The organism is Reichenbachiella sp., assembly GCF_033344935.1.
GTDB lineage: Bacteria > Bacteroidota > Bacteroidia > Cytophagales > Cyclobacteriaceae > Reichenbachiella.
The window spans coordinates 3,779,543-3,792,804 of sequence record NZ_JAWPMM010000001.1 but is presented as its reverse complement, the minus strand read 5'-3'; the positions used below and the strand labels follow the sequence as shown (position 1 = coordinate 3,792,804).

Annotated in this window: 9 protein-coding genes; 5 read left to right on the top strand and 4 right to left on the bottom strand. The window is 39.9% G+C overall.

Going from position 1 to position 13,262, the window contains the following annotated elements:
* Nucleotides 1-461: 461 nt before the first annotated feature.
* Entirely contained in the window at nt 462-2,342 is a 1,881-nt protein-coding gene (locus R8N23_RS16225) for a hypothetical protein (RefSeq protein ID WP_318172661.1), read from the top strand.
* A gap of 134 nt (nt 2,343-2,476) precedes the next feature.
* Here R8N23_RS16225 and R8N23_RS16220 read toward each other — a convergent pair whose 3' ends face one another.
* The gene (locus R8N23_RS16220) at nt 2,477-4,528 is read right to left on the bottom strand and encodes a helix-turn-helix domain-containing protein (RefSeq protein WP_318172660.1); all 2,052 of its coding nucleotides are present in this window, start codon (nt 4,526-4,528) and stop codon (nt 2,477-2,479) included.
* A gap of 225 nt (nt 4,529-4,753) precedes the next feature.
* Here R8N23_RS16220 and R8N23_RS16215 point away from each other — a divergent pair, with 225 nt between their 5' ends.
* From R8N23_RS16215 to R8N23_RS16205, 3 genes are all read left to right on the top strand, one after another.
* Nucleotides 4,754-5,326, top strand: a complete 573-nt coding sequence (locus R8N23_RS16215; RefSeq protein ID WP_318172659.1) for an ankyrin repeat domain-containing protein — start codon at nt 4,754-4,756, stop codon at nt 5,324-5,326.
* Nucleotides 5,327-5,339: 13 nt separating this feature from the next.
* Nucleotides 5,340-6,389, top strand: a complete 1,050-nt coding sequence (locus R8N23_RS16210) for an acyltransferase family protein (protein ID WP_318172658.1) — start codon at nt 5,340-5,342, stop codon at nt 6,387-6,389.
* A gap of 304 nt (nt 6,390-6,693) precedes the next feature.
* Nucleotides 6,694-7,449 (top strand): hypothetical protein, encoded by a 756-nt coding sequence (locus R8N23_RS16205; protein ID WP_318172657.1) that lies wholly within the window; start codon nt 6,694-6,696, stop codon nt 7,447-7,449.
* Nucleotides 7,450-7,455: 6 nt separating this feature from the next.
* Here R8N23_RS16205 and R8N23_RS16200 read toward each other — a convergent pair whose 3' ends face one another.
* Nucleotides 7,456-10,068 (bottom strand): ABC transporter permease, encoded by a 2,613-nt coding sequence (locus R8N23_RS16200; RefSeq protein WP_318172656.1) that lies wholly within the window; start codon nt 10,066-10,068, stop codon nt 7,456-7,458.
* A complete protein-coding gene (locus R8N23_RS16195) occupies nt 10,065-10,388 on the bottom strand; it encodes a PadR family transcriptional regulator (protein ID WP_318172655.1) in 324 nt (107 codons plus the stop codon). Before R8N23_RS16195 ends, R8N23_RS16200 begins: the two co-directional genes overlap by 4 nt.
* A 645-nt stretch (nt 10,389-11,033) precedes the next feature.
* On the opposite strand from R8N23_RS16195, the gene R8N23_RS16190 reads away from it, so the two are divergent.
* Nucleotides 11,034-11,687 carry a hypothetical protein gene (locus tag R8N23_RS16190; RefSeq protein ID WP_318172654.1) on the top strand — a complete coding sequence of 218 codons (654 nt, stop codon included), beginning with the start codon at nt 11,034-11,036 and terminating at the stop codon, nt 11,685-11,687.
* 323 nt (nt 11,688-12,010) lie between these two features.
* Here the strand turns inward: R8N23_RS16190 and clpX are convergent, their stop codons facing one another.
* The gene (gene clpX / locus R8N23_RS16185) at nt 12,011-13,243 is read right to left on the bottom strand and encodes an ATP-dependent Clp protease ATP-binding subunit ClpX (RefSeq protein ID WP_318172653.1); all 1,233 of its coding nucleotides are present in this window, start codon (nt 13,241-13,243) and stop codon (nt 12,011-12,013) included.
* Between the last annotated feature and the right edge of the window lie 19 nt (nt 13,244-13,262).

Below are 13,262 nucleotides of genomic sequence, written 5' to 3'. Positions count from 1 at the left end.
CGCTTTCAGCTAAAATTTTAAAATTCGAGTCATTGCGAGAAGCACGCTTAGTTGATGAGCAAAGACAATTGGCGAAAAAGTGTTCTTAATAAAACATTAAGATTGCCACGTTGTGCATTCGATTACCATCGAATCACCCACCTCGCAATGACGTACTTAAGTTTGATTCGAGAATGAACTTCTAGTACTTTCACTGGCTTACGTCATTGCGAGAAGCATGCTTTGCTGATAAGCAAAGGAGCGACGTGGCAATCTCTTGCAGTCTTCTACTGCCATCTGTCATTTCGTAGCGCAGCGCAGAAATCTCCTCATTTATATGCAGCTGATTTTAGTCAAGTCCATTTGATCTTACTTTAAAAACCTCTATTATTATGTTTCAAGATTGGATCAGCAGCCAGTCTTATGCAGCACTTCTGAGAATTCATAAGTTTTGATGTTAATCAAATTCTTAAACATTTTTTATGGAAAAAAGGATTGATGAAGATATTGGAATTCTGGGAAGAGTTTCAGTGAATTTTCAAAATGTTTCTGCAAGAATTTATAATTTGTATGAAAAACATGATGAAATTCAGAGGCAAAAAAATATCCCACATCTCGGATTAATTTCACAAGCATTTTCTGGAATTAATCATTCAAGATATGAGTATGTTATTCTGCAATGTGTGATTTCTGAGCTTGTTGAGAATAGTTTTAGAGGAACCTCAATCGCTCAAGGAAGTATTAAAATTAAAGGGGAAGAGTATTTGGGAAATGATATTCTGAAATCTTGGTTTTTACTTTCAAATTTTGGGCATTGTAAGAACACTATTGGCGATGAAAAAACTCTGCTTTTAAAAGCGGTCAAAAGAAAGGGGTTTAAAACTTATCTTATTAACTGTGTCAAAGACGAAGAGTTAAAGCTTTGGGCGGAAAGAGTTATTGAAGATTTGGATTATGTTAGTTTTCATCACATTCTATCAATTAGAAGAATCTATAAAACTTTGAAAAGGCGATTGAGTCTTCAAAATGAATTAATAAATATTTATAAATTACTGCTACTGGATTCTTCTGAAACGGCTGGTTTAGCAAATGAACTTCAAACTATTCAATTAAAAAAGATATACCGGAATGTCAGAGATCTAGCAATAATATCGCTGGATTCAAGAAATTCTTCACTTCCAATTACCATTGATATTTTATCAATGGTATTGTCTTTTGATTTCTTTGAAAATAAATTTCAGCAAAACGAGGCAAAAGATATATTTAATCCTCTGCTGTCTCTACTTTGTGATAATCTCTATTTGCATCCATTAAGTCAATCCTACCAAAGATCTTATGAAGTAAGAGCATTTGATGGGCTCAAAGAGACAAGTTATAATTTAATTTGTAACAATGCTCTGTTAAACGGTCTGTCAACTCCTAATGATTGTCATCTGAATCATTTTATTCGGATTTCTGAACATGTGGATGATATGAAAGATAGTTTACTTAAGGATAATTTGAGATTGGCTTTGACAATAAAAAGAGGGGTGAAAAATGTTGAGGCATCTTTGGATTTCAATCCTTTTACTTCTTCACAAGTAATGGATTTTTATTTGCATAAAAGTTCATTTGAACTATCTGAATTCCCTCGATTTTTAATGAATATTATTGGGATTTTAAAGAGCCAAAGGCAAACACTGTTAGATCGATTAGTTGACGAAAAGAAGGTGATAATCAAGGAGATTAATAAAAGTGTGAAAGGCTTGAAGCTTGAAAAAGATGACGCCAAGAAGGTGATAAAACCTTTAGTTGATATTGTGGTTGATGAAGCTTGGGATATTTTTCAAACGATAAACGTTCCACATCATAAAGAGATTCTATGGGCTTTTCTAAAATTTCATTTGAAGGAAAATTATTATTTTGATATTGATCATCACATTTCAAAAAAGTATAAATTTTTTGGAGTGAAGATTGAAGATGAGATGGACTTTTTAAACTCAGAGATAAATAAAGCAATTAAAGAAAATACTGATCCTGATCGAAAACATGAATTAAAACAATTACGAAAATCTACCTCTAGGAAGTATAATGGAATAATAATAGCATGTCTTTCAAGGATTACCATTTTTGATTACTCTAAACCACCAAATAAAAGAAAAGTGACAGACATAGATTCTCTAGTTTTAAAATTTAATAAAAATGAGACTCTACTTGAAATGCATGAATCAAAAAACACTTCAAATCCGACAGGAAAAGCTAGGAAAGATTTGAAAACAAAACTGGTAAAGGTTTTAAATAAATCATGCAAAGGGTATAGTATTCGTGATGTTAATGGTTTTGGAGCAAAACTTGTCATAAAACATTCTGCAATCAAGCAATAACTCGATATGTTCTAATTATTCTCAATTCTATAATAAGCCTTCAATTCCGAAACGGATTACCCGAACTGTCGCCGGGTTATGACGGTGCAAACTACCCCGCCACTCTCGATATATTCAACTTAGATTTTTCGATCTCACATCACCCCAGCGGTTTTTAACTTGGCGGCGGTTTCTTTGTGCTTGACCCAAAAATTGTCTGAAATAGCCCGAATGATTTCGTTGAATTCTGGACGATCTGCCATGCGCCTTAAGATGGGGTCTTTGTCTAAAAAAAGCACAAACCAATACATGTAGTTTTCTTGCTTGGAAAATGCGGTAAAATGCTCGATGCCTTTTTCTATATCACCTACATAGGCGTAGTAGGCCGAGAGTAATAAATCCTTATAAATGGAAGTATCATTATTCGAATAGTCGTAGTAGCTGTCAAGAAATTGCTGTGATTGATCCGATTGACCTAACCGCTCCAGGACATAAGCTATTTTAAGATCCTCGGCACCGTAGATATCCAGATCTAGTGATTTTCTGACTTGATCGAGCTTTTCATAATAATACCAAGCCGTCTCATAATCCTGCTGCATGTAGCAAACTTTGGCTATTTCCTGAATGATATGTAATTGGGTCGTATCCTTATTCAACGATTGAATCAGTGACTCTCGGGCTGACTGTAGGTTGAAATTACCAGCCAATTTGATGTACGCATAGAGGGTTTCTGAGTATAAATTTTCGGGATAATACGCCAGTGATTTTTTGACGTATCGTTCGGCCTCTACTATAAATCCGTTTTGCGCCAGTGCATTGCTGAGATGTAGATAGGTGAAACTAGCAGTAACAGAATCCTGTCCGGCTACACCAGCTTGAATGCCCTGTAAGGCATGCTCGAGGTATTTCTCTGTATTGGGTATATAGGTTGTATAGATATCGGTAAGAAAATTATGAATCCAGCCTGAGTGTGGGCTGAGAACCAAGACTTTTTCAAAGTATTGAATGGCCAATTCATATTGTTTGTCTTGCATGTAAAACAAGGCTTTAGCAATCAGGCTTTCGGCTACATCCGGATCCAATAACATGGCCCGATCGGCATAGGTATTGATTTCAAGGCCGTATTGTTTGTTGGCTTGAAATAAGTCAAGGTAGTAATAGCATATGGCTATAAAGGCATAGGCATGGGCAAAATCTTCATCTTCGGCTACGGCCTGCTGAAATAAATCCACGGCTTCGAGAAGGCCTTCGGTGCTTTCTTCTCTAGCATATTGTTGTCCTTTGAGGTATAAATCATAGGCCTTCAGATTTTCAGTTGGAATTTTCTCCATCCGTTCTGCTTCTTCTGGTGTGATCGTAGCTTCTATTTGTGAGGCGATGGTTTTGGCTACTTCCGTTTGAAGCTCAAAGATGTCTTTCGATAGGCGTTCATATCGCTCAGACCAAATCGGCCGATCCTTCTTCGCGTTGATCAGCTGCACGCTGAGCAAAATCTGGTCACCAATTTTCTGACCGCTGCCTTCAAGAAAGTAGTTGACATTGAGTTCCTCTGAAAGTTCTGGGATAGTCCGAAACACTTCCCTGTACTTTTCGGTAGTAGTCCGACTGGTGACTTTCATGTCTTCGATCTTTTGCAAGTGATTCAGAATGGCATCGGTTACTCCATTGATCAGATAGACATTCGAAGCATCATCACTATTGTTTTTGAAGGGTAGCACAGCAATCGTCTTCTCTAGCGGTTCGGTGGTGCTGTTGTTTTTTTGAACAAATAAGAAATAGAACGTGCCTGCAAGTATGAATGCCAATAAAGTCAATGCTACTAGTGAGCGTTTTGACTTTTTAGGCGGATCTGTTACTTCCTGATCTGTGTTTCTTTTGCTCTCTTCTCCTGGCGGATAACCATATTGTTCTCGAAAGCATTTGGTAAAATACGACGTGCTGCTAAATCCTACTTTGTAACAAATCTCTGAAACATTGAGATTGCCTTTTTGCAGCAAATCTTTAGCATGATGAAGTCTAACCTGTCTAATGAGTAGGCTTACAGATAACCCTGTGCCACTTTTCACTTTTCGTAGGAGATTGGACCGGCTCATGCCTATCTGATCGGCTAATTCCGAAACACCAAAATCTTCATTGGAGATATTTTCCTCAATAGCAGCGATTACACTACTCAGAAACTCATTATTGGCGTATGGGAATTCAGACATTAAATAGCGTTTAGGTGCTACAATACTCGACAAGAATAGGACCATTTCCAAACCTGAATGAGGTCTTAAAAAAGCCTTTTGCGTCATAGTTTATATTCCTGAGTCATAGTTTTCAATGATTACGCATAGGTGATAATTCCTGCTTCATGGTTGATTTTGGGCCTGATGAGTCTTTCTGACCTTTGTATCATCAAAATCTAATTGAAACTTTTAAAAACAATAAACATGAAAACTTTTAAAATTAATTCAATCGAAAATTGGTGTAACATGATAATAGTAGTGGTCTTTTTAGGGCTCGCTTCGTGTGACTCTAATAAGGCAGCCACTAATGGTAGTACACCATCCATGACTATACATGAAGCTACATTTATGGGGGATGTAGAAGCGGTGAAAGCGCATGTAGTAGCGAAGACTGATTTAAATGAGGTTGATGCTTATGGATCAGCTCCCTTAGCCATTGCCGCTACTTTCGGAAAAACAGACATTGCCAAACTGTTGATTGAATCTGGCGCTGATTTGAATGTAAGAAGTGCTGATGGATCTACGCCTCTGCATACTTCGAGTTTTTTGTGCAGAGTTGAGATCGTTAAAGCACTGCTTGAAAAAGGAGCGGATATGACCATTAGAAACAACTTCGGCGCTACGGCTTTAGAATCTGTTTCTGGTCCGTTCCAGGATGTGAAAATGGTGTATGAGCAGTTGAGCAAAAACCTTGGGCCATTTGGTTTGAAGTTAGACTTCGATTACATCGAAAAGACTCGCCCTCAAGTGGCAGAGATGCTTAGCGCTAAAAAATAATAAAGAAGTAGATATGTCTGTAGGTAATAGAAGATACGACATCGACTGGTTGAGAGTCATTGCGATAGGGTTATTACTAATTTATCATATCGCCATAGGCTTCCAACCCTGGGGAGTGTTTATCGGGTTTATTCAAAACAATGAGGCATGGGAAGGTGTATGGGTGCCCATGTCTATGCTCAATGTTTGGAGAATTCCATTGCTCTTTTTTGTATCGGGAATGGGCGTGTACTTCGCTATTCAGAGGAGAGACTGGAAGCAGCTCCTGGTAGAGAGATCCAAAAGAATTCTGATTCCTTTTGTTTTCGGAATGTTGGCCATAGTCCCTTTGCATGTTCTTTTGTGGCAAGAATACTATCATCAGGACAAGAGCTATGTGTTCAATCCTGCCCACTTGTGGTTTCTAGGTAACATATTCATCTATGTATTAGTGCTTTCGCCACTTTTCTTTTATCTGAAAAGGAACAAGGATGGAGTCTTCCAACGTGTCCTTCAAAAACTATTCAGCACTCCAGCGGGTTTGTTGGTGATCATGCTTCCTTTTGTGCTGGAAGCCGTCGTCGTTCAACCAGATAACTTTGAGATGTATGCCATGACCATGCATGGATTTTGGTTGGGGCTTGTAGCCTTTCTGGTGGGTTTCTGTTGTGTCTACAGCGGTGCCACTTTTTGGAACACGGTGACTAACAGTCGGTGGGTGCTTCTATTGTTTGCTGTGGGGTTGTATACGCTTAGATTGATTTTGTTTGAGTTAAAAAGCCCTGACTTCCTCATGGCGATTGAATCCAATTTTTGGATATTCACTGTATTTGGGTTTGGGCATAAATATCTTAATAAGCCTAGTCAAGCTTTGACTTATCTAAGCCAGGCTGCTTATCCCATATACATTATACATATGGTATTCCTGTACTTGGGGTCGATGTTGTTGTTTGCCATAGATCTTTCGGCGACAATCAAGTTTTGGAGCTTGGTATTGTTTACCAATATCGCTTGTTATTTGACTTATGAGTTTGTCATTCGTCGTGTTAAAATTTTGAGACCATTGTTTGGGTTGAAAACATAAAAGATACTCCTAACTATTTCTGTAATCAATAAAGCCCATCCCGATAGCTATCGAGATGGGCTTTGATGTTTTTGAGCTGAATCTACTTGAATAACAGTCTACAAGGGATTACCCGGACTGTCGCCGGGTAATGACGGATTTGTTTACCCCGCCACTCTCAACTTATTCAACTTAGATTTTTCGAATTTCTCTTCGCATGAGCTATTCCTGGGGTGTGCGTTGCTCGCTTTAGTTTTTAAAACATAATCAAATCCAGCTTTCCTACTATCTTTAGGGATCAGTCAATCAATCATCAATACCTATCATGGGAACCGACCAACTTAATATAGTTTTTTACGTCTTTATTGGCATTTTTTCGATTACTGCCATCCTAACTTTTCTTGGAATAACTGGTGTCATCAAATCCATTCAACCTAGGCATCTGAATGCGCTATTTGCAGGTCTAATTTTGGAAGTAGTCTCTGCTGTAATATTCACCTACAAGCAGATTGATTTCACTTGTCAGACTGAAACTATCATCGATCAGCTGGGCACGAAAGTAGTGGATTGGCCGATTAAATCTGAATTGGATCAAAAAGTAGCTAAACTAGAAGAGGTACTAGTCAATGAACAAAAAAATACAGTTGAGATACAAAGATTGTCCAAGGAAAGAGATCAGTTGAAAGCTATTCTTGACACCTGTAAAGTGTCTCAGAGCAATACGAATACAGAGCTGACTACCTTGGATAAGGTCTTCTATTCTAATGTCATCAAGCTGAGAATTATCTCCGAAAAATTCCGTGGACGTACCATCAATTTGATCTGGGATCAGGCGAATAAATCAGAGGTTTACCAAATTCTGGGCCAGATTTTTCTTGATCTTGGCTATGTGGGGCCAAACGATGAATTGTCCGATGATTACATCATAGCGAAGTATATAAAATTTGCCAAAGACAGTGGCTGGGACTACCTGCTGAAGAAAAGCGAATCAGGAGATTATAACCAAGTACTGCTGGACGAGTATGCCACGACTATTTTCCTCAGAAGGTACTTGAATCAGAAATATCCACTGAAAAACTAAGCCCTATCACTCACTCCTCAAATATTTAACAGGGCTTACCAGTGAAGCCTTTACGAGTTGATAAGCGATGGTAACCATGGCGATTAGAAATAATGCAATCCCTGAACCTACAAAAAGGGCTGGAGCTATCGAAATGCGATAGGCAAAGTTGCCTAACCATTCTGCCGCTAAAAAATAGGTGATGGGCCAGGCAATCACGTTAGCAATCAGAATTAGGAGTATGTACTTCTTAGCCAGTAGCATGACCAACTGATTTAAGGGTGCACCTAATGCTTTTCGAATGCCTATTTCTTTGAGTCTGTTTTGAATGGAAAAGGCGACCAGGGCGTAAAGGCCTAAGCAGGCCAATATCACAGCCAGCGTAGAGGCAGAAGAAATCAACGTGGCGATCTTTTCTTCTTTTTCATACATGGCACGAATGCCATCTTCTACAAAACTGGCTTCAAAAGGTAGATCACCTGCCACTGCGTGCCAATCACTTTCCAATGACAACATGGTTTGTCTCAAATTACTACCCTGTACTTTGATTAAAACTTGCTCCAAATTCACAAATGGCATGACGATTCCCATAGGTCCAATAGGCGTGTGCAATGAGCCAAAATGAAAATCCTCAACAACGCCAACCACTATTCGTTCACGATTATGAAAGTTCACTTTTTGACCAATCGGGTCAGCAAGCCCCAACTCGGTCACGGCAGACTGATTAAGGACCAAGCCTGTTTCTTCGTCTGTAGCAAAGTCTTTGGAGAAAAATCGACCTTCCAATAGTTTCACGCCGGTGACTTGGAGAAAATCATGTTCCGTCTGATAGTAGGATAGCTGATGTGCATCATTGCTGGATTGGCCTTTGAGCCATGCAGGCCCGCTAGAGGCCGAACCGTCGAAGGCATGGCTGTGCTTGGTTAGTCCCGTGACTCTTGAATTGGCCAGCAATCTATTACGCAGTGTCTCGTAGTGACCTTCTTCGGTACCTATTCGAAGTTTAACCAAATTTTCTCGATCAAACCCGAGCGATTTGGTTTGAATGTATTCAATCTGTGAGGCTACGATGACTGTGAAAATAATAAGACTCAATGCGATCACAAACTGAAAAACAATCAGACTTTTTCTGAGCCAGGCACCAGAATTGAAACTGATTTGATAACCTTTAAGAGCCAAAATCGGACTAAACGCCGCCAAGACAAAGGAGGGATAAATACCAGCTATCAGACCAATGATAATCGTACCAAGGACGAAAATGGGAAGTGATTGTAATATTTCAACATTTGAAAATTCTAGTTCCAACGTAAACAACTGGTTGAAATAAGGACCAAAAAGCAGAAGAATGACTAAGGCCAATCCCAGGCTAAACAAACTGATCATGACTGATTCAATCAAAAACTGTTTGGATACTCGGGATCTGACTGCGCCCAGTACCTTTCTGATTCCGATCTCCTTGCCACGTCGTAAAGACATGGCGGTGGATAAATTCATGAAATTGCAACTGGCCACTAGGAGAATCAGGAATACCACAACGCTCAACCCCAATATGGTAGAACGATTGCCGACTCTGATAGACTCCCCAATGTTAGAATAGTTTGACGAACCTAGATATAGGTCCTTCAGGGGCTGTAGAAATACTTCTATCTCAACATCAGTGGAATTTTGATAATTGGCTTTATAAAGCTCGGCAATTTGAGCTTGTAGCGTAGTCAGGTTGGTCTGGTTTGACAACTCAACATACGTCCAAAATCCTGCCCAGCCCCAACTATTAAGATCGGCTAGATATCCGTCAGGTACCACATAGGTAGGAAATGAAATGAGCAGATCAAAGGTAATATGTGAGTCTGTAGGTATAGGTTTTAATATGCCGGTCACCTTTAATGTAGTTTCGTTTTCTAAAGTAATGAGCTGCCCCATTGGGTCTTGATCACCAAAGAATTTTTTGGCGATGGATGCTGTCAATACTATGTTTCCAGGCTCGTCTAGCGCTGTGCTTCGGTCGCCCACTATCAGAGGAAAATCAAACATTTCAAGAAAAAGTGAATCTGCATAAAACCCATTGCCTTGGTAGAAGGATCGATCGTTCACCGTATACAGCACGTCATCCGTGTAACGCAGTCGGGTGGTTCGCTCTACACCAGAGAAATTTGCTCGGATGGCAGGGGCAAGGGCAGGTGGGGTGCGTGCCCAAAGGTTGGTGCGATTGGGGCGCTCGAAGCGATTCGTTACCCGATAGATATTGTCGGCTTTGCTGTGAAATAGATCGAAGGTCAGCTCCTTTTTTACGAAGGAGAATATGAGGAAGCAGCTAGCCAGACCGAGGGCGAGGCCAATCATATTGATGCTGGCGAATACTTTGTTTTTGCTTAAGCCTCTGATGGCCACTAGTAGATAATTTTTAATCATTGGAGTGCTGTTGAGTGTGGTGTATGGGTTTTTTCTTTTGAGTGTGAATTTGTTGATGAATTTCAGCACGTTGACCCAATAAAGAAGTCGTGCTCGGAAGAGACCTTTCTGGTCTACTTGATCCTCGAACCATTCGTGCAAATCGCCAAGAATAGATTCCGCCAGCTCATTCTGACAATACCAGCTGAAAAATCGATCTGCCCATTTAGGCGGTTTATGATCTTTTTTCATTCTATGACAACGTTTGATATCATATCCCAAAGCAGATTCCTTGAAGCCCGCGATTCCTGTAAAGCAGATTTTCCTGTGGCGGTAATGGTAAATAGCCTTTTTCTTCTCCCTCCGCGTGCCGTACTACTGCCCCCAATTTGAGATTGGACATAACCCTTTTCTTCTAGTCGGTAAAGGGCCGTGTGCACACTACTGAGCGTGACGGATCGCTCTAGTTTTTCTTCAATGGCTTTGGTTATGGACAAGCCATAAGCCTCATCGTGTTGTGCAGCTACTAGTAGCAATACAATCTCTTCGAATTCACCTAATGCGTATTTCATTATTTACCTATTTGTAAAACAACTAAAACACAAGACGAGAGGATTTGGTAAAAGGTTACGTTTGGTCTAAGAGGGAAGTGATCCTGGTGCTCTGCTATGAGCGTACAGCTTTCGCGCACCTGTTGCGCGATCTGCTGGAAATAACTGCTGCTGTAATTTCCGAGAGATGCCGCAACAGGTGCGGCAAGGAGGTGAAAAAGTGTCCTTAATCAAACATTAAGATAGCAACGTTGTGCATTCGATTACCATCGAATCGTAGGCCTCGCAAAGACGTACTTAAGTTTGACTCTGGTATGAACTTCTTGTACACTCACTCGCTCACGTCATTGCGAGAAGCATGCTTTGCCGATAGGCAAAGGAGCGACGTGGCAATCTCTTGCGGCCTTCTTCTGCGTTTTGTCATTTCGTAGCACAGCGGAGAAATCCACTCATTTATTGATAGCTGATTTTGATCAAGTCCATTTGATCTCATTCAAAAATGTCCTATCCTTGAGTAGCAGCTCTTTTTAGGAAATCAAAAAAATATAAATCACGGTATTGTTGCAGTGCGTATAAAGTGCACTGGTCACTTACAAATGTTATGAGCCATAAATGAGAGTTTCCGAAAAATACCAACTGCTCCTATTTCTACTTTTTGTTCTACTTATGCTAGCATTAAGAGAAGTTTCCAGAACCGAGTTTCCAGAATTCGTTTTTAACCAATTACTCCTATCAGGAACAATCTTTTTAGCATTTGTTATAAAAAATAAGAACAAACAATTTTTACTGGCATCGGCCATTTCAATAAGTCTCATACCTCTTTGCCAACTCCTTGATTTCTTGCCATGGAAGAACTTCAACTTAGTATTTGTCGGAACAATTTTCACTTCAATTCTCGCTGCTTCATTTTACTTTTTACGTTTTTGGAATAAGTCCAACAAATGGTCAATACTGGAACTACTCAAAACCTTAGCCGTATTACAATTTGTAATTGCTCATTCGATAGGTGCTCTGGAATATGGAAGATTATCAACTTTAATCTTGGGTTTCATATTCCTATCTACAAAATCTTCACAATACGAAATTCTATCAACTATGAAACGAAACTTAATTACAGGCATTTTAACACTCATTTGTGTCTTTTTTATTGTACTCGCTAACATTAAGGCGAGTGAAGCTGAAAAGCAAACAATACTTGCAAATATGAACTACACTGATGCCCGTGAACAAAAAGAGTCCATGAACCTGAGAATCAATGAACTTGAACTAAAGTTGGATTCTATACAGAAGCAACTTATCAAATGTCAAATCGGAAAGTAAAGGCTCATAACATCAGATAGGTGTGCATGGTCTTTCGAGGGTTTGGAATTTTCACTGCTAGACTGATCGCTCCCCTCACGGATATGACTTTCGGATTGGCTTTTTGGAGTCGGCTCGCTATCTTCACTGCCTTTAAATAACTTTAGAACCACGCGCCCTATCCAGGCCGTTTCCACTCTGAAGTTTTATTTAATGAGTGGTTTTTTTGAAGCGAAATCAAAAATGAAAAACCCATCCCGATAGCTATCGAGATGGGCTTTGATATTTTTGAGCTGAATCTACTTGAATAACACTCTACAAGTGCCGGGCAATGACAGATTTGTTTACCCCGCTACTCTCAACTTATTCAACTTAGATTTTTCGAATTTCTCTTCGGCATAAGCTCTCGTTACTACAAGCTTCTTAGCATCTTTCTGAGAAGGTAGTTCGAACATGGCATCGTTGATGATAGCCTCGCAAATCGAGCGCAGACCACGTGCACCAAGCTTGAATTCCAAAGCTTTTTCTACTACATAGTCCAAAGCGCCTTTCTTGAATTCGATCTCTATGCCTTCCATATCAAACAGCTTCGAATACTGCTTTACTAGCGCATTCTTAGGCTCAGTCAATATCTGACGAAGTGCTTTGTCATCCAGCGGATTCAAGTGTGTCAAAACTGGTAGACGACCAATCAACTCAGGAATCAAGCCGAAGCTTTTCAAATCCATTGCCGTGATGTATTGCAGCAAATTGTCCTTGTTTACTTCGCCGTACGTATCAGTTTTCTTGTTGTTGAAACCTAATGGACGCGTATTCAAACGATTCGCAATGTTTCTAGTGATTCCATCAAATGCTCCACCACAGATAAATAGAATGTTTTCTGTATTTACAGAAATCATCTTCTGATCTGGATGCTTACGTCCGCCTTGTGGCGGTACATTCACAGAAGTACCTTCCAATAGCTTCAATAGCGCCTGCTGCACACCTTCTCCACTCACGTCTCTGGTGATGGATGGATTGTCCGACTTACGAGAAATCTTATCCAACTCATCAATGTAGACAATACCTCGTTCTGCGGCTTCTACATCATAATCAGCAGCCTGGAGAAGTCTGGTTAAGATGCTTTCTACATCTTCACCTACATATCCAGCTTCCGTGAGTACAGTGGCATCAGCAATACAAAAAGGTACTTGAAGGATTTTGGCGAGTGATCGAGCCAGGTAAGTTTTACCTGTTCCGGTTTCTCCCACCATTACAATATTTGATTTTTCAATCGTCACCTCATCGTCTTCGGCAGGCTGAGACAATCTCTTGTAGTGGTTGTACACCGCTACAGAGATCACTCGCTTAGCTTCGTCCTGACCAATCACAAATTGGTCGAGGTGTTCTTTCATTTCAATAGGCTTGATGAGGTTGAAATTCGGCGTATCAAGATTGCTCTTGGTATTCGATTCCTCATTCAAAATTTGATTGGCTTGTGCGATACATTTGTCACAAATGTGAGCATGTATCCCTGAAATCATCAAATCAACATCTTTCTTATTCCTTCCGCAAAATGAACAGGTTACTTGAGCCATATCCTCTGTTTTTTTAAAA